Genomic DNA, 15504 nt, shown 5'->3' with positions numbered 1-15504 from the left:
TCGGCGCTACCTCGAAGCTCGCATTTCGGCACGTCAGCGTCGCTCCCTAATCCCCGAGCACAAATCCGCAAACTTAGCATGCCTCAATCGTAAGATCGGGAAAACTCGGCTAAGATGCTACTTTCCCTTGTTGGGGGCATTTCATGTTCGACATGGCAACCACGGCGCTTTTGCGCGCGGTTTTCGACGAAGTGTGCGAGGGTCTTCCGCAGCGCGAGATCGGCGCGCGGACGCATGTGGCTTCGAAGATCCTGGAGGCCGCCAATGGCGGCGAGCTCTGTCCCGAGGACCTCAGACAGGTCGGCCGCAAGGCCCTTTCGCACGCGCCCACCATGTGGCGCTAACTGAAAACCGGGACGCGGGCGTGAACTTCCAGGTCACCGTTTTGAAGATTTTGGCGGCATATCCGGACGGGTTTGCCGTCATGGAGGACCTCAAGCGGGACATGGCAATTCTGGCGACCAGTGGCCGCGATTGGGCGGACCGGACCAGGCGGCTCGCGGCACGGGTTCCGGATCTCGACATCTGGTCACAAGGGCTGGTCGAACGCATCAGCGGCGGCTGGAAGATCACTGTAAAGGGACGGGCTGTGCTCGAGTTCATGGAAGCTCGCCCTGCTGCGCCGGAGCCCATTCCGGTGCCTTCGGTTGAGCAGACGGTCGTCGCTTCGCCGACACTGGTTCCTCCGCTGCGGCAGCCGGCCGACCGGGCCAAGCGCCGCCGCGAACGTCGGGAACGGCGCCGCGAGGCGCGCGAAAGGGCTAGGGCCAACGCTTCCTAAGTAGGATCAGGCCAAGAAAAAGCCGCCGGTACGCGCGGCGGCTTGGATAGTGCCGGACTGCCGGTTACTTCCCCAGCCCCAAGCGTACCGCCGTTACCTTGTTTGCGGCCATGCCAGTCCGACCTACCGGACGAGCTTCGATTCGGCGATCGGCGAGCCGAGTTGTGCACCGGCTCCTACAAAGCCGGCAGAGGTCCAACGAGGAGGACGGAAGGCGAACCCGCGCGGCATCACCAGCTGCGAACGCCCCCGGCCCGTACCATGTCCAGCACACCGGATTCGAACGGAGGGCCCGTTTCCGCCGACGAGAGCACCTGCCGTTTCAGCCGGTCCGGCAGCGATCAGGACACAAGGAGGGCGCACGGGCGCTCAATGGCCGCCGTGGCATGGGATCAATGAACATCCCTAGGGGCACAGATGTCCAGTGGTGGTGATGATGTCGCCCAAGTCTTCCGCTGCGACTGCGAACTCGGCTCTGTAGGGGTCTAAAAGAGCCCGGACGCGATGAGGTGAACCTGCTGCAGGTTGGGAAGCTGGCCCGCGGACGGTGATATAGCGATGGTGACGAGGGGCCGGCTGGGCGTCGCCTTCGACACCCCGGCCGATCCGACCCCGTGGCGGCCTGCGACACACCGCGGAAGACGCCGCCGATGGGGCGGCCGATTAAATCGCTCCGGTGGTGCGCTCGCGGACAACTCCCTTCACGACAGGAAAGTCGCGCCCGACGATTTTATCGAGCCGGATCCACGTCGGCACCTCCTTGATCAGGCGACGATCTGTCCCTTCCACGATGATCTCTTTGCCTTCGACCTGCCGCCACGGCAGATATCCCAAGTACACCGCAACGAAATCGGCGATTTTGCCGCGGAAAGTAACGTCGACTGCGAAGCCGGGATCCTTGGCGCAGACGTCTACGCCCTGCGGATCGAGGACCAGCCACAGAATGCTGTACTTCGTTCGGTTGGCCGGCACGCCGGCGAATTCGAAGCGAGCGACGACTTTCTTATCAATGGCGTCCCGAACCGCCCTCTTTCGGAAACCCCATACAAGGAAGAAGGGATCAAGGTCCGTCGGCTTGATCGCATCCCGCGCGTGTACCAGACCCCAATGTCCCATCTCGCTGACGATCGGCCGGAGTGCCTCGCCAGCGGGGGTAAGCCAATATTCGTGTCCAGTCCCGTTGGACCGCGCGCGCCTTTCGATGATTCCTTGATCTTCCAATTCGCGAAGTCGTGTCACAAGGACCGCTCTCGAGATAAGCGGCACGCCACGATGAACATCGTTGAATGTTCGGTTGTCAGCCATCAATTCGCGCAGGATCAGCGGCGTCCAACGCGTCGCCAGTACCTCAGCCGTTTTAGCGATGGGGCAAAATTGGTCATAGCCGTCTTGCATGATCGCGATTGAACCACCGAAGGCTTTGCTTCGCTAGTTCGAAAAACAGACTTGAGCGGAACCGGTAGCGATGTTTGCCTCGGCGCGCCCGGCTCTCACGCCTGGTCGGTCGCAGCAAACGGAGGCCTACATGAACCGAGCACCCCTGCGCCGCAGCATTCTCGCCGGACTGATGTTGTCGCTCCCTGTCACTTCTGCCTTTGCGGATGTCATTTCAGACTGGAATGAGCGAGCCGTCACTTTGCTGCTGGCCCAAAAGCTGGGACCGCCGGCGGCAGAGCGCGTGCTGGCGATGATGCACCTCGCGATGTTCGATGCAACCAACTCAGTGGAGCCGAGATACGCACCGTTCCTCACCAAGCTTCACATCAGCCGCGAAGTCTCCAAAGAAGTAGCGGCAGGCGTTGCTGCCGCAACCGTACTACTCGCGAGCAGCCCGGAGGCAAACGCGCCCGAGCTCAAACAAGCGCTCAGCAACGACCTTCAGCGCGTCCCCGACGGCCCAGCGAAGGAAGAAGGCATTAGAGTTGGCGAAACGGTGGCCGCGAAAATCCTGACGAACAGAAAGGACGACGGGTCCGCCGCGCCCGACGGCCATCGGCCCATCACCACTCCGGGCGTCTACGTTCCGACGCCCAGCCTGGTCGTCGCACAGTGGCCGGGCGTTCGACCCTTCGCGATGAATAAGGCTGACCAATTCCGACCGGAGCCGCCCGTTGCGCTCTCCAGCTCGGAATGGGCGCACGACTTCAACGAGATTTCCAAAGTCGGCCGCTTCGACAGCAAGTCCCGCACCGCGGATCAGACCGAAGCGGCCAAGTTCTGGATCTCGATCGGCGGCGACGTGTTCTATCCGCTCGCACGCGCTCTGATAGCCGCCAAGAAGCTAGACCAAACCGATAATTCCCGCATCTTTGCCTTGATCGCCGTCGCTCGGGCAGACAGCCTGATTGCAGTGTTCGACGCCAAGTACCACTACAATTTCTGGCGGCCGATTACGGCGATCCGCAATGGCGACAGGGATGACAACGCCGAAACAGAGAGGGACCCATTGTGGCGTCCGATCGCGGATACTCCGATGCACCCAGAATACCCATGCGCTCACTGTGTGCAGGCGTCTGCTATGTGTGCGGTTCTCGAAGCCGCATTGGGTACGACCACGTTCTCTGAGATCAGCATGACGAGCACCACTGCGCCGGGGGCTGAGCGCCGCTGGACAGACCTTAAATCATTCATCAACGCGGTGTCCGAAGCCCGGGTTTGGGCAGGCTTTCACTATCGGTTCTCGACAAGGGTCGGTCGTGAGATGGGGTATGAGATCGGCAAGTACGTCGTCAAGAATCTTCTCAGGCCGGTGGAAAGCGCGTCTAAGTGACTAACAACAGTTATTTGACCGAGGCCGGCCGGTGCGCTTGGCGAGTCCAGGCATGAAGATAGGGTAGGCCGTCCTTCGCGGCGCCGCCAGCGTGGTAAGCGTCGCAGGAGGCACTAGTCGGGGGCCTTCAAAGAATCGAGGCGTTTGCGGAGAAACGCGAACACCATGACTTCATCCGACGTGAGCTTGGCATACTGTCGCTTGAACTTCCGAGCGATCTTGGCTTCGATCATCTTGACAAGATCACCGGACATGTAGGCGTTCAGGACTTCCGGGTGCACGTAGCACTTGCGGCAAATGGCCGGCGTATTCCCGAGCTGCTTGGAGACGCTTTCGATCGCGGCGACGACGTTGCGCTTCGCCTCGGCCTGGCTGTCGTACTTCTTGAACTCGGTCAGCGCCAACGCCGCCAGAACCGTCCCCGCCCAAGTGCGGAAATCCTTGGCGCTGAAGTCCTCGCCCGTGATCTCCTTGATGTAAGCATTGACGTCGCCGGAATCGACCGTACGCGGCTGCCCGTCGTCGTCCAGGTACTTGAAGAGCTCATGTCCGGGGATTTCCGCGCAGCGCTTCACGATGGCGGCAATCCGCTTGTCCTCGACCCGAAGTTTCCACTGTTTGCCCGACTTGCCCGTGAAGTCGAACCGAAGGACGCCGCGACCCACCGCAACGTGCTTCCGTCGCATGGTGGTGAGCCCGTAGGATTTGTTTTTCTCGGCATACTCGGCGTTGCCGACCCGGATCAAAGTCTTCTCCAGAAGGCTGACGATCGTGGCAAGAACCTTCTCGCGAGGTAGTCCTTCCAGCTTCATGTCGGCCGCGACACGGTCGCGCAGCGCGGGCAACGCGGCTGCGAACTGGACGATGTGTTCGTACTTGTTCTGGTCGCGCAGCTCGCGCCATTTCGCGTGGTAGCGGTACTGCTTGCGGCCCCGCGCATCGAGCCCGGTCGCCTGGATGTGGCCGTTCGCCGAGGGGCAGATCCAAACGGATTCATAGGCCGGCGGGATACCGATGGACTTGATGCGCCGGATGACGGCGGCATCGGTGATGCGCTTGCCGTCCTTGTCGTAGTAGCTGAAGGTAGTCCCCGTCCGCTTGCGGGTGTAGCCGGGCGCGGAGTCGCTGACATAGCGAAGACCTTCTTCCGCAATGGCTGCTGCGACCTCGGCGGTGCGGTCCAGAACCTGTTCTTCGTTGCGAGTCTCTCGGAGCATGGGCCTGTTCCCTCGGAAGCACCCAGGGATCGAGGCTCCACTCCTTTCTAAAGGAACGGAGACAGCGGTTGGTTCCGTTCGTGAGATCGGCGGTTCGTAGATCAGATCAGTGGCCGCGCAAGATACTTGCCCTATCTGAAGCCGGCGGTTCCTTTCGACGGTCCGCTGCGCAGGCCGACGATGGCTGCAAGGCCGAGCTTCAGACAATCGCCACAAAGTTTACGGACACGCTTTCCCAATTAGTCTGTGCGAAGGCCGCTATGTCCCAATATTCGCTCGACGTGCTGCGCCAGCGCTATGTCGTCGAGAAAAGACCGCTTGAGGCCAATGTCGAGCAAATCTTGCGGGCCGACACCCGCGCGGGAGCTCGCGCCATCCTAGCTTCGATCGATAAGAGGCGCTTCGAAAACAGGTCCGAAGGACAGCGCCTCCGCAAGATGCTCCGCTTCGAGACCTCTCTTTGGGAAAGCGGCCGTCTTGTTGTTGCAGGTGTGGACGAGGCCGGAATGAGCCCTCTTGCGGGGCCAGTGTCCGCGGGCGCGGTGATCCTGAAGCCTGGCACGCGGATTGTTGGAATCGACGACTCGAAGAAACTCGACGCCGCGGCTCGCGAGGAGCTGGCGAAGGAGATCAAGGCAAAGGCGGAGAGTTGGTGTGTGGCGTTCGTGGAGGTAGAGGAGATCGACACGATCAATATCTACTGGGCGGGCATCCAGGCCATGCAGCGCGCGGTCAGGGGACTAGGATCGACGCCGCAGCACTTGCTGATCGATGCAAAGCGGTTGAAGGAAGTCGACATTCCTCAGCAGGCCATCATCAAGGGCGACGCCAAGTCCGCGAGCATCGCTGCTGCGTCGATCTTGGCGAAAGTCGAGCGCGACAGGGTCATGCGGACGCTCGACGCCCGCCACCCCGGCTACGGCTTCGCGGATCACAAAGGCTACCCGGTGCCGGCTCATTACGAAGCTCTCGCCAGGCTTGGTGCATGCGCAGCTCACCGGAGGTCGTTCGGACCCATTCGCAAGGCTCTCGGGTTGCCGCCCCTGCCGCCGTGGCCTTCTGCATCTGAGCGCGCCGGCGGTTGACCGAGTCGGACATCTCTTCACGGCGGCGCTATCTTCGCGACCAACTCTTCTCGCGAACGACGTCCTCAGCCTTTTTGTCTGACCGCAGGCCAAGATAGACTGGCTGGCGCAGCTCTCCCTTGCTGGTCCACTCCGCGAACTTCACCTCTGCGACCAGTGAAGGACGGACCCAGGTCGTGACCTGCTCATCCTTTACCCTGGCGGGAAAGGGCGACTTGGGCGTCTTGAGCTTCAGGAGCTTGCCGTGAAGCTCTCCGAGAACCTGGTGGCTGAAGCCGGTGCCGACGTGGCCAATGTACCGCCAGGCTTCGCCTTCGCGTACCGCCAGCACAAGGGCACCGAAGAAGGGCCGGGTCCGCCTCGGCGCCGTGAACCCGGCGATGACGACCTCCTGCCGCTGCGCGGTCTTCACCTTCAGCCAATCGGCTGTCCGGCGTCCGGACGCATACGGGCTGTCGGCGCGCTTGGCCATGATACCTTCGAGATGTCTCCGCTCGGCTTCTGCGAAGAACTTTGTGCCACTGCCTTTGCGGTGCTTGCTGAAGGCGATGAGCTTGTGGCGCGGCAGGAGGGCCTTGAGCCGCTGCTTGCGCTCGAGCAGCGGCAGCGTGCGTAGGTCCTCTCCGTCCGCGAACATGAGGTCGAACGCGCAGTACAGAAGCTTGGCCTCATGGCGCAGGGCGTTCTGGAGCAATTGGAAATGCGATGCGCCGTCCTTGCCGATCGCGACGAGCTCGCCATCGATCACGGCATCCGCCTTCACGCCCTCTAGCGATTTCGCAACCTCGACATAGGAGTGGCTGATGATTTTCCCGTTGCGGCTGTAGAGCGCGACCCGACCACGCCGGATTTCGGCCACCATGCGAAAACCATCGAATTTGTCCTCGAAGACCCAGTCGGGATCGTCGAACGGCGCATCCGTCAGCGTGGCCAGCATGGGCTGCAGGCGAAGAGGCAAGGTCGATTTTCGGGCCATGGCAGGGGCTCTCTACAGGGCCGGCAAAGGCCGAAACGAGGAGGATGGAAGGCGAACCCGCGCGCTGTCGCCGGCTACGACCGGTCCCCCGGCCCGGACCACGCCCAGCACTCCAGATTTGAACGCAGGGCCCGTTTCCGCCGACGAGAGCACCTGTCGCTTCAGGCCGGCCCGGAAGCGGTCGATGAGGACACAGGGCGTCCGGAGGCCCGTCAGCTCGACGACCGCGGACGGGCCGAGCTCGATTAGAGTCCCGAGCGGCATCCGTTCCAGGTCCAATCCGGCGGTGGTGACGTTCTCGCCGAGGTCGCCTGCGCCAACGTCGAAGCCAGCTTCTAGGAGGGACGGGAAGAGTTCGGACGGGATCAAGTGGACTTGCCGGAGATTGGGCAGGCGGGGCCGGCGGCGCGCCAAATAGCGGTGCCGGACGAAAGGGCCGGCGTGGGCGTCGCCTTCGACGCCGTGGCCTTGCACCAGGATTATGCGCTCCTGAGTTGGTTTGCTGAAGTGGTGCCCGCGATCGGCGGCGACCGCCACGACCCTGCCCTCGAGCGCCAGATCGTGCCCCTCCGACATCAGGCGGCGCGGGCGAGCGAGCGCCGCTTCTGGCGTAGGTAGCGCGTGATTTCTAAGAGCGGCATCGCGTTCAGGACCCGCTCGGCAGGGACACTGCCCTTGCGGGCCATCAGGACGCCCCAGCGCATGTGGTCGAGCTCGGGAATCGAGTGCGCGTCCGGATTGATGCTCAGCATGCAGCCGAACTCGAGCGCAGCCTGGTGCCAGCGCCAGTCCAGGTCGAGCCGCCATGGGTGAGCGTTGATCTCGACGACAACGTCGTGCTTGGCGCAGGCCCGCAGCACCTTCTCGACGTCGATTTCGTAGCCCGGCCGCCGCTGGAGTTGTCGCCCCGTCATGTGGCCGATGATGGTGGTGTGAGGGTCGGAAATAGCCCGAAGCAGGCGCTGCGTCTGCGCCTTGCGATTCAGCTTGAAGCGCCCGTGGATGCTGGCCACCACGAAGTCGAAGCGCTCCAGCACCTCGTCGTCGTAGTCGAGCGACCCGTCCGCCAGGATGTCGGACTCGATGCCCTTGAGGATCCGGAAGTTCTTTCCGTAGCGCTTGTTCAGTCGATCAGCTTCCCGGTGCTGCTGCGCGATCTCCTCAACGGAGAGACCGCCGGCATAGTGGGCGGACTTGGAATGGTCCGCCACGCCGAAATACTCGAAGCCCCGCTGGCGCGTGGCCTTGGCCATGGTCTCCAGTGTCTCGGTGCCGTCGGAGGCATCAGTGTGGCAGTGAAGAATGCCGCGGAGGTCCTGGTCGGTGACGAGCTTCGGGAGCTTGCCTTTCAGAGCCGCCTCGATCTCGCCGCGCCCCTCCCGGAGCTCAGGGTCGATGAAGGGCAGACCGAGGGCGCGGTAGATCTCAGCCTCCTCGCCGGCGATCAGCATGCGGCCCTTGTGCAGGCCGTCAGCGTCAAACCGCATGCCCTTCTCGGCGGCCCGGGCTTGGAGCTGCTCGATGTGGCCGGCGGACCCGGTGGCGAAGAGAAGGGCGGCGCCGAAGTGCTTGCGGTCGGATACTCGGATTTGCAGCCCGTCGGCCGATGGCGTCGATGTCTTGTCCGGCTTGGCAGCCTCGGCAACAATCGCGAGGTCGCCGATGAGTTCGCAGCCGCGGCGGAAATCGCCGGCGATCGTCACCCGCTTGAGTTCGGGGCGGGACTTGCGGATGAAATCCTTCGCATGCGCGAGCAGCGCGGCAGCGCGGTGCAGGTGGAGGCGGCCTTCTCCGCTTTTGGCGATCGCCAGGTTCTGCAGGATCTTGGCCTGCAGGGCGGCGCCGAGTCCTTTTGCCTTCTTGATGCGGTCATCCTTGGCAGCGGCCTCCAACTCCGATAGCGAGCCGATGCCGAGATCCTTGTATAGGCGCAGCACCTTCTCCGGACGAAGGCCGGGCACAGCGAGCATCTCGAGCACGCCCGCAGGAATCTCCTTCCGTAGCTTTTCGAGGCTAGGATGACTGCCCGTCTTCTGAACCTTGGTGATGATGTCGGCAATCGCATCGCCGACGCCCGGGATCTCGGTAAGGCGATCTTCGGCGACGAGCACGTTCAAAGGAACGGCCAGGGCCGCGAGGCTGTCGGCGGCCCGAGAGTAGGCTTTCGCCCGATAGGGATTGCCGCCTCGCAAGGCAGTGCGCTGCGCGTACTCCCGCAGAAGAGTTGCCACCCCGCGCGCATCGAGCGGAGGCATTCAGCCAGCCTCCCGACCGGGGCTTTGCGATGCCGCCGGAGCTGGACGGCCGCCGGAGCGGCCACTTGGCCGCCGATCGAGAGAGGCCTCGAGCTTCTGGGCTGCACGAAAGTCATCAAGGTGTTGGACATTGGGGCCGTAGGCAGCCTCCTTCTTGAGGAGATTGTAGATCCGGCCGGCCACCAGTTGCAGATGCTTCATCTTGCCCCGCGGCATGGATCTCGCTCTGCAGAGAGCCCGGACGGCGTAGGCGCGGAAATAGTCGAATGCGTCTGACATGATGTCAGTAAACGCGGGCTCTCGCCGGGAGTTCGATGGACGCTGCGAGGACTTGATCGCCCGTCGCAGCTTTGCGCAAACACGCGAAAAGTGCTGTCCCTGGAACTCCTCGCCGCCTTCGAAGTTGCGAGACTCGTTGATTGAGGTAGGTAGACTGCCCGCCGTCGGCCCCAACCCGGCGGCGGGTTTTTTGTGAGTTGAGTAGCGTGGCAAAGCGTACAAAGGCGCCTCGGGCCGAAGTGCCGGAGGTCCCTCCCATGCCGGGGTTCATCGGACCCCAGTTGGCGACCCTGAAGATCAAGGCACCTTCGGGATCCCAATGGATTCACGAAGTCAAATACGACGGCTACCGGATCCAGCTCCGGATCGACGGTGACGACCGGCGGGCCTACACCCGTAACGGCTACAACTGGATCAGCAAGTTCTCAAGGATTGCGGGTGCCTTCGATATCGAAGGACAGGCTATCGTCGACGGCGAGGTTGTCGTCATCCATGATGGGCGCACGAACTTCTCCGAGCTGCAGGCAGACCTCGGCAGAGGCGATCAGGATCGATTGGTCTACTTCGCTTTCGATCTGCTCTGGCTGGACGGCAGAGATCTGCGCAAGGAGCCGCAGATCGAGCGGAAGAGGCTGCTCAAGGATCTGATCGAGGAGCACGACCTGAAGGAGCCCGTCCTCAATAGCGAGCACCACGAAGGGGACGGCCAGGCACTGTTCGCCGCAGCGACCAAGCTGAATTACGAAGGCATCGTCTCCAAGCGGGTGGACGCGCCCTACCGATCGGATCGTGTGGAGGCTTGGCAGAAGATCAAGGTCGTTCAGAAGGGCAAGTTTCCCGTTGTCGGCTTCATCAAGGACCCATCCGGCGTGGCCGCGCTCTATCTGGGCAAGAAGGAAGGCAAGGATCTGGTCTACATGGGAAAGGTCGGGACGGGATGGAGCCGAACCACCTCAGCGCAGATCCGCAAGGCGCTCGACACCGTGGTCAGCCCGAAGCAAAAGCTGACCAAGACCATCAGGAAGCCGAAAGCCACCTGGGTCGAGCCCAAGTTCTACGCCGACATCGAGTACCGTGACATCACCTCCGAAGGTCTGCTGCGGGCCAGCTCGTTCAAAGGGCTAAGCAAAGGAACGCGCCGATCATAGCCGCGTTTTCCTGCGTAGTGTGTGGAGTACCGGTCATGAATCCGGAAAGGCGAGTTGCGAAGGCCTTGGAAGACGCACAAGGCATCTTGGCCCGGCATGTGGAGCCCGGCCCCAGAGATTGCGAGCAAACCATAAACAAGCTGCTGGATGTGCTCGACGACGAGACCGTCGTGCAGGCCCTCAAGGATTCGAAGATGGAAAAGCCCACTGAAGAACAACTCGCCGAGCTCAAGAGGCTCAGCGGGATCGTCACTTCGAAGGAGGAAGCCGAGATCCGGATACGCGACCTGAAAGAAAAGGCGCGGATGGAATGATCCCTGAGAAGCCGATAAATGGCGTGGAGCCTGAACGCTCAGAAGACGACGTCCAAAGCGAAGAGCTTGGTCCTCGCGGTGTCCCCGAAGGAAAGCCCGGCGACGATGACGCCGCAGCGGGAGAAGAAGACGCCGAAGGACGTCGATCCCGGACATTTGCATGAACCCGATGGACACGTTCGATCCAGATATGCCCTGCCGCGTTCACGATGGTCTCAACGATCAGCTTATAGAATGGAGCCCTCAGTGGGCTTCGATGTACCGCGAGCACGCGTCGAAATGGGATGAAGGCGTCATTTCCTGGGACGGCCTTTTGCTTGACGAGTGGGCGCCCATCGTTCCGAGCCATCCTTGCGGTCACTGAAGCGTCGCAGCGGAGCCGGCCCGGAACTCGCGATTCCTAGCGGCGTTGCACTTCATCAAACATTCGCAAGAGGAGGAGCCGATGGCCGCAGCGAAGAAGACCGCGCGTGGACGCAAGCAGGACCGGGCACGCGTCGCCAAGCGACAGGACTACGAAGTCCGCTACGAAGCCAAGAAGACCGGCCGCTCGGCATCGGCCGTGAAGAAGGCCGTCAAGAAGATCGGCAACAGCCGCAAGCGGGTCGAGAAGCGTCTCGGCCGCTAGGCCGCCTCAGATCCGGCCTGAGAACCGTGTGAATGCGGTCAACCTCTGCACGGTCGGTTCGACGTCCTCCATGTAGATCTCCGTCCGCAGGAACGCGATCTCGCCGTCGAGCGCGGTCTCCTCGACATCGATGAACCAGGACTTGGGCCGCCCGTCGCTGCCGTCGTTCCATCGATAGCCGCGTCGCTTGAGCGAGTCCTTGAGCTCGAATGCGGTCTGCTCCGCCCAGACCCGCAGGGTTGGCTTGCGGGCGGTCTCCAGCAGGAGCGCGAGCGCCGGCGCGCCCGTCGTCGGCAGTACGAAATCCAGGATCTCCAACAGGGCGTGGCAGTCGTCGACGGCGCGGTGCGCCTGGTGGAAGTAGCCGGCGCCGTTCAGCAGATAACCGAGTTGCGCGCCCGCGAAGCCGTGAGAGCGCCAGTCGATCTCGCTCATGCTGCAGCCCCAGGCCTTGTGCTCGAACACGGGCCAGTAGCGCTCGACGAACCTTCTGTCGAAAGAGCTGTTATGCGCGATCATAATAACCCCGCTTTCGACGAAGGCCGTAACGGCGGCATTGTCAAATTTGTGTCCGGCGACGACTTCGTTGGTGATTCCGGTGAGTGCCGTCACTTCCGCCGAGATCGGCGCAATCGGTTCGTTGAAAGCGGAGAACATGTCTCTGACGCCGACGATCCGCCCCTCCGGCGTGTAGTCGAACTTGACCATCCCGAGCTCGATGATCTCGTCTTTCGCGTGGTCGAGGCCGGTTGTCTCCGTGTCCAGCAGGATGCCGGTCCTGACCTCTTGCCCCGCAGTCGGCGTGTAAATCGGTCGGGCAACCAGGCGCCGCAGGACCCGGTAGTCGGGTGACCGGCTCAGTGCCTCAGCCATGGCGGCCAGGTCCGCCGACTCCAGTGTATGCTCGCCTCTAAGGGGCTGGGTCATGGCGTCCATAGGTCCATGATACCGGTCAAAATCTCCACGAGGTACCTATAAAACAAGCGATTCACGACGTTTTCGGGCGTGCCCGGGGGCGCTGCAGGCCATTGATCGATTTTCCTGTTGGCGGGCCCCCAGCATGTCGGAACCGGCCGGCCGCATTCGTCTTGAATCCGAGTAGCCAAATTTGGAGTTCCGCGTTCATGGCCCCCCGCGCCAACTGGAAAGGGTTTCTTCGGCTGTCCCTGGTCACCTGCCCGGTGGCCCTATACCCGGCGACGTCCGAGTCCGAGAAAATCTCGTTCAACCAGTTGAACAGGGCGACGGGCCACCGGATCAAGTATCTGAAGGTCGACGCGGACACCGGCGACGAGGTGGCCAACGAGGACATCGTCAAGGGCTACAAGGTCGACACCGACACGTTCATCGAGGTGACCAAGGAAGAACTCGAGAACGTGGCGCTGGAATCGACGCGGACCATCGAAATCGACGAGTTCGTCGACAAGACCGACATCGACCCGCGCTACCTGATCCGCCCCTACTATCTGCGTCCGGACGGTAAGGTCGGCCACGACGCCTTCGCGGTGATCCGCGAAACCATTCGCGAGATGGACAAGGTCGCGATCGGACGCGTCGTGCTGACGAACCGCGAGCACATCATCGCGCTGGAGCCCTTGGACGAGGGCCTAATGGGGACGCTGCTGCGGTACCCGTACGAAGTCCGCGACCCCAAGGAATATTTCGACGAGATCCAGGACGTCAAAGTCACGAAGGACATGCTGGACCTGGCCAGGCATATCGTCGACCAGAAGTCGGGCAACTTCGAGCCCGAGAAGTTCGAGGACCAGTACGAAACGGCCCTTGTCGATCTGATCAACCAGAAGCGCGCCGGCAAGCCGATCGTGCCGAAGGACCGGCCGAAGGGCGAGAACGTCGTCGACCTGATGGATGCGCTGCGCAAGAGCGTGGGCAGCGCCTCGGTAGAGGCAAAGGATTTGAAGAAGCCGGCCAAGAAGGCGAAGAAGGCGGAAGCCGGCCAGAAGGAGATGCTGATGCCGATTGCCGGCAAGAAACCGGCTGCCAAAGAGGCGACCACGAAGAAGCCGGCCTCCGGGGCACGGCGGAAGTCGGCATGAAGCATCCGGTGACGCCGGATGGTCGCTACTTCCTCGTCCGCGGCCGCCTATGGAGAACGGCCAATCCGGATCTCGAAGAGGGCATGCGCTCGCGGCTGGTCAAGCGCCTGATGGCAGCCAAGCGGGCCATCCGGAATGCGAAGGCTGACAAGGATCCAGACGCCGAAGCCGCGGCGCATCGCGCCGTGGACGAAGTTAAGCGAGCCCTGGGGGAGCGGGGACCGGTCTGGTGGACGGATGGCGCTGCGGACTTCAATCGCCAAATGGCAAAAAACACGCCTTACGTTGCATGGGACGCGAAGGTCTCATCCGCGTCTTCAGTCGCGCCGCAGAACCAAGCGCCTCCTGGACGCCACTCGGATTCTACGGTCTTGCGATCGCGGCGCGTTCGATGAAAGCGGTGCCCGGTGCAAGGCGCTGGTGGCCGGCGGGAGGAACGTAACCAGCTCACGGAGGTTTCGATCCTCAGCTCCATCCCGCGCCGACAAGCTCATCGTGCGGACCATTCCGAAGGCAGCGCACATGGCTCCATCGCGCAGGAGTTCTTCATCGTTCTTGCAGAACCCCGCGACCTTTCTCCCGCTGCGGCCCGCTATTGCGGCCGCCGCAGGCACAGCCGCGCTGCTGGCAACGGCGGCGCTTGTGAACCGGCAGCTCGCACGCAAGGCGGAACACGAAAATCCGCCTCAGGGTAGCTTCATCGATGTCGACGGTGTCCGGCTTCACTACGTGGAGCGCGGTAAGGGCCGCGCGCTGCTGCTGCTTCACGGCAACGGCACTATGATCCAGGATCTCCAGTCGAGCGGCCTGGTTGATCTTGCGGCCAAGAATTACAGAGTTATCGCGTTCGATCGCCCCGGGTTCGGTCACAGCTCACGGCCGCGCGGTGGCGTATGGGGGCCGGACGAACAGGCGGACCTATTCCGCAAGGCTCTGGAGCGGCTTGGGATTCCGCGAGCAATCGTGCTCGGTCATTCGTGGGCCGCCTCGATCGCCGTCGCATTGGCCATAAAGCACCCCGCTTCGGTCGAAGCGCTGGTGCTCGCCTCTGGATACTACTTTCCCACGTCCCGCCCCGATCTGGCGGCGCCGTCTGTGCCGGCGATCCCCCTGCTGGGGGATGTCGTCAGCAATACCATCTCACCGATCCTCGCCCGATTGATGTGGCCAGCGCTTTTGCGCAAGCTCTTCGGGCCCCAGCCTGTCCCGAGGAAGTTCGCCGGCTTTCCGGTCGAGATGGCCGTGAGGCCGTCTCAGCTCCGGGCCAGTGCCGAAGAGGCAGCGATGATGATCCCGGCAGCCGCTGCGGCTTCGGGGACCTACGGCGAAATCTCGATGCCGACGGTGATACTCGCAGGCGAGGAGGACCGCTTGATCGAGGTCGAGCAATCCGCGCGATTTCATCGCCTGGTCCAGGGCAGCAGGTTGCGCCGCATCGCCCGAGCCGGGCACATGATCCAGCAGACCGAAACTTCAAGCGTCATGGCCGCCATCGACGAGGTAGCCTCCATTTCCGCTCAAGGCGAGGACTATCCTGCGCTCGTCGCCCCGTCCGTTTCCTAGTCGGGCAGGCACTCCGGACAGGTGTCGCAGATTGAGTCCAAGACGTCGCGCACCTCCGCAGCCGCTTGGTCTGCAGAGACGCCGGTGGGCGGATACATGCGGGGCAAGTCAATCGCCCGCTCGCGTGCGTGCGGATCGGCCCGATCCTTGGCCCAGCCGTGCTCCTCGCATTCGCGGATGGCACCCGCCTCCTGCAGCACGTTGATCGCCCACCCGCGCAGCGTACGGATCGCCGGCCGTCGTTCCTTCGTCATCAGCATCGAGATCGCTCCTGCCGGGACGAATCCTTCCGCCCGCCTGCTCGTTCCGGGCGGTTAGCACGGGTCAGGGATTCTCAGACAGCAGGGCTCGGGCTTGTCCACGTGTTCCGCGGCGCCCTGTGCAGAATGCCTAGCCGGAGCTCTCCACGGACTGGACCCTCGCTGGCCTGC

General features: G+C 62.8%; 17 protein-coding genes. 10 read left to right on the top strand and 7 right to left on the bottom strand.

Features of this window, described 5'->3' with window-relative positions; translation table 11 throughout:
• The first annotated feature begins 143 nt into the window (after window positions 1-143).
• Both GDN70_RS31420 and GDN70_RS31415 read left to right on the top strand, forming a co-directional pair.
• Entirely contained in the window at window positions 144-344 is a 201-nt protein-coding gene (locus GDN70_RS31420; protein WP_028141954.1) for a hypothetical protein, read from the top strand.
• Window positions 345-364: 20 nt separating this feature from the next.
• Window positions 365-781, top strand: coding sequence for a hypothetical protein (locus tag GDN70_RS31415; RefSeq protein ID WP_028141955.1), 417 nt, complete (start codon window positions 365-367; stop codon window positions 779-781).
• Between the two features lie 663 nt (window positions 782-1444).
• Here the strand turns inward: GDN70_RS31415 and GDN70_RS31410 are convergent.
• Window positions 1445-2176 (bottom strand): helix-turn-helix domain-containing protein, encoded by a 732-nt coding sequence (locus GDN70_RS31410; protein ID WP_049801900.1) that lies wholly within the window; start codon window positions 2174-2176, stop codon window positions 1445-1447.
• Between the two features lie 130 nt (window positions 2177-2306).
• Here GDN70_RS31410 and GDN70_RS31405 point away from each other — a divergent pair, with 130 nt between their 5' ends.
• Window positions 2307-3551, top strand: a complete 1245-nt coding sequence (locus GDN70_RS31405; protein ID WP_063615322.1) for a vanadium-dependent haloperoxidase — start codon at window positions 2307-2309, stop codon at window positions 3549-3551.
• A 113-nt stretch (window positions 3552-3664) separates the two neighbouring features.
• Here GDN70_RS31405 and GDN70_RS31400 read toward each other — a convergent pair whose 3' ends face one another.
• Window positions 3665-4768: a DNA topoisomerase IB gene (locus GDN70_RS31400; protein ID WP_028141957.1), complete on the bottom strand. Its 1104-nt coding sequence runs from the start codon at window positions 4766-4768 to the stop codon at window positions 3665-3667.
• 260 nt (window positions 4769-5028) lie between these two features.
• Here GDN70_RS31400 and GDN70_RS31395 point away from each other — a divergent pair, with 260 nt between their 5' ends.
• The gene (locus GDN70_RS31395; RefSeq protein WP_028141958.1) at window positions 5029-5853 is read left to right on the top strand and encodes a ribonuclease HII; all 825 of its coding nucleotides are present in this window, start codon (window positions 5029-5031) and stop codon (window positions 5851-5853) included.
• Between the two features lie 28 nt (window positions 5854-5881).
• Here the strand turns inward: GDN70_RS31395 and ligD (GDN70_RS31390) are convergent, their stop codons facing one another.
• From ligD (GDN70_RS31390) to GDN70_RS31380, 3 genes are read right to left on the bottom strand one after another with little or no spacing between them, the layout of a single operon-like run.
• Entirely contained in the window at window positions 5882-6829 is a 948-nt protein-coding gene (gene ligD, locus GDN70_RS31390; protein ID WP_152103473.1) for a non-homologous end-joining DNA ligase, read from the bottom strand.
• A 12-nt stretch (window positions 6830-6841) separates the two neighbouring features.
• Window positions 6842-7405, bottom strand: a complete 564-nt coding sequence (locus GDN70_RS31385; protein WP_028141960.1) for an MOSC domain-containing protein — start codon at window positions 7403-7405, stop codon at window positions 6842-6844.
• Window positions 7405-9084, bottom strand: coding sequence for a DNA polymerase/3'-5' exonuclease PolX (locus GDN70_RS31380; RefSeq protein WP_028141961.1), 1680 nt, complete (start codon window positions 9082-9084; stop codon window positions 7405-7407). The genes GDN70_RS31385 and GDN70_RS31380 overlap by 1 nt, the downstream gene beginning before the upstream one ends.
• Before the next feature lie 536 nt (window positions 9085-9620).
• Here GDN70_RS31380 and ligD (GDN70_RS31370) point away from each other — a divergent pair.
• The 3 genes from ligD (GDN70_RS31370) (at window position 9621) to GDN70_RS31360 (ending at window position 11453) form a co-directional block, all read left to right on the top strand.
• Window positions 9621-10511, top strand: a complete 891-nt coding sequence (ligD, locus tag GDN70_RS31370; RefSeq protein WP_152103472.1) for a non-homologous end-joining DNA ligase — start codon at window positions 9621-9623, stop codon at window positions 10509-10511.
• 35 nt (window positions 10512-10546) lie between these two features.
• Window positions 10547-10825: a hypothetical protein gene (locus GDN70_RS31365; RefSeq protein WP_152103471.1), complete on the top strand. Its 279-nt coding sequence runs from the start codon at window positions 10547-10549 to the stop codon at window positions 10823-10825.
• 445 nt (window positions 10826-11270) lie between these two features.
• A complete protein-coding gene (locus tag GDN70_RS31360; protein ID WP_152103470.1) occupies window positions 11271-11453 on the top strand; it encodes a DUF3606 domain-containing protein in 183 nt (60 codons plus the stop codon).
• 6 nt (window positions 11454-11459) lie between these two features.
• Here GDN70_RS31360 and GDN70_RS31355 read toward each other — a convergent pair whose 3' ends face one another.
• Window positions 11460-12380, bottom strand: a complete 921-nt coding sequence (locus GDN70_RS31355; RefSeq protein ID WP_152103469.1) for a 3'-5' exonuclease — start codon at window positions 12378-12380, stop codon at window positions 11460-11462.
• A gap of 197 nt (window positions 12381-12577) precedes the next feature.
• Between GDN70_RS31355 and GDN70_RS31350 the strand changes: the two genes are divergently transcribed.
• The 3 genes from GDN70_RS31350 (at window position 12578) to GDN70_RS31340 (ending at window position 15073) form a co-directional block, all read left to right on the top strand.
• Window positions 12578-13510: a Ku protein gene (locus tag GDN70_RS31350; RefSeq protein WP_152103468.1), complete on the top strand. Its 933-nt coding sequence runs from the start codon at window positions 12578-12580 to the stop codon at window positions 13508-13510.
• Window positions 13507-13905: a hypothetical protein gene (locus GDN70_RS31345; protein WP_244625845.1), complete on the top strand. Its 399-nt coding sequence runs from the start codon at window positions 13507-13509 to the stop codon at window positions 13903-13905. Before GDN70_RS31350 ends, GDN70_RS31345 begins: the two co-directional genes overlap by 4 nt.
• Before the next feature lie 160 nt (window positions 13906-14065).
• Window positions 14066-15073: an alpha/beta fold hydrolase gene (locus GDN70_RS31340; protein ID WP_244625844.1), complete on the top strand. Its 1008-nt coding sequence runs from the start codon at window positions 14066-14068 to the stop codon at window positions 15071-15073.
• Here the strand turns inward: GDN70_RS31340 and GDN70_RS31335 are convergent.
• Window positions 15070-15333, bottom strand: a complete 264-nt coding sequence (locus GDN70_RS31335; RefSeq protein ID WP_152103467.1) for a hypothetical protein — start codon at window positions 15331-15333, stop codon at window positions 15070-15072. The two genes, GDN70_RS31340 and GDN70_RS31335, sit on opposite strands and share 4 nt — an antisense overlap.
• Window positions 15334-15504 lie beyond the last annotated feature (171 nt).

It is taken from the genome of Bradyrhizobium sp. TM102, assembly GCF_009176685.1.
Classification (GTDB): domain Bacteria; phylum Pseudomonadota; class Alphaproteobacteria; order Rhizobiales; family Xanthobacteraceae; genus Bradyrhizobium; species Bradyrhizobium ottawaense.
Note: the sequence above shows the minus strand (reverse complement) of the source record. Positions and strands in the feature narration are given on the sequence as shown.

Coding starts and splice junctions, on each gene's coding strand:
- GDN70_RS31345 (WP_244625845.1), top strand. CDS start 13,507: ATGAAGCATCCGGTGACGCCGGATGGTCGCTACTTCCTCGTCCGCGGC.
- ligD (WP_152103472.1), top strand. CDS start 9,621: ATGCCGGGGTTCATCGGACCCCAGTTGGCGACCCTGAAGATCAAGGCA.
- GDN70_RS31350 (WP_152103468.1), top strand. CDS start 12,578: ATGGCCCCCCGCGCCAACTGGAAAGGGTTTCTTCGGCTGTCCCTGGTC.
- ligD (WP_152103473.1), bottom strand. CDS start 6,829: ATGGCCCGAAAATCGACCTTGCCTCTTCGCCTGCAGCCCATGCTGGCC.
- GDN70_RS31380 (WP_028141961.1), bottom strand. CDS start 9,084: ATGCCTCCGCTCGATGCGCGCGGGGTGGCAACTCTTCTGCGGGAGTAC.
- GDN70_RS31405 (WP_063615322.1), top strand. CDS start 2,307: ATGAACCGAGCACCCCTGCGCCGCAGCATTCTCGCCGGACTGATGTTG.
- GDN70_RS31360 (WP_152103470.1), top strand. CDS start 11,271: ATGGCCGCAGCGAAGAAGACCGCGCGTGGACGCAAGCAGGACCGGGCA.
- GDN70_RS31400 (WP_028141957.1), bottom strand. CDS start 4,768: ATGCTCCGAGAGACTCGCAACGAAGAACAGGTTCTGGACCGCACCGCC.
- GDN70_RS31355 (WP_152103469.1), bottom strand. CDS start 12,380: ATGACCCAGCCCCTTAGAGGCGAGCATACACTGGAGTCGGCGGACCTG.
- GDN70_RS31410 (WP_049801900.1), bottom strand. CDS start 2,176: ATGCAAGACGGCTATGACCAATTTTGCCCCATCGCTAAAACGGCTGAG.
- GDN70_RS31335 (WP_152103467.1), bottom strand. CDS start 15,333: ATGCTGATGACGAAGGAACGACGGCCGGCGATCCGTACGCTGCGCGGG.
- GDN70_RS31365 (WP_152103471.1), top strand. CDS start 10,547: ATGAATCCGGAAAGGCGAGTTGCGAAGGCCTTGGAAGACGCACAAGGC.
- GDN70_RS31395 (WP_028141958.1), top strand. CDS start 5,029: ATGTCCCAATATTCGCTCGACGTGCTGCGCCAGCGCTATGTCGTCGAG.
- GDN70_RS31385 (WP_028141960.1), bottom strand. CDS start 7,405: ATGTCGGAGGGGCACGATCTGGCGCTCGAGGGCAGGGTCGTGGCGGTC.
- GDN70_RS31420 (WP_028141954.1), top strand. CDS start 144: ATGTTCGACATGGCAACCACGGCGCTTTTGCGCGCGGTTTTCGACGAA.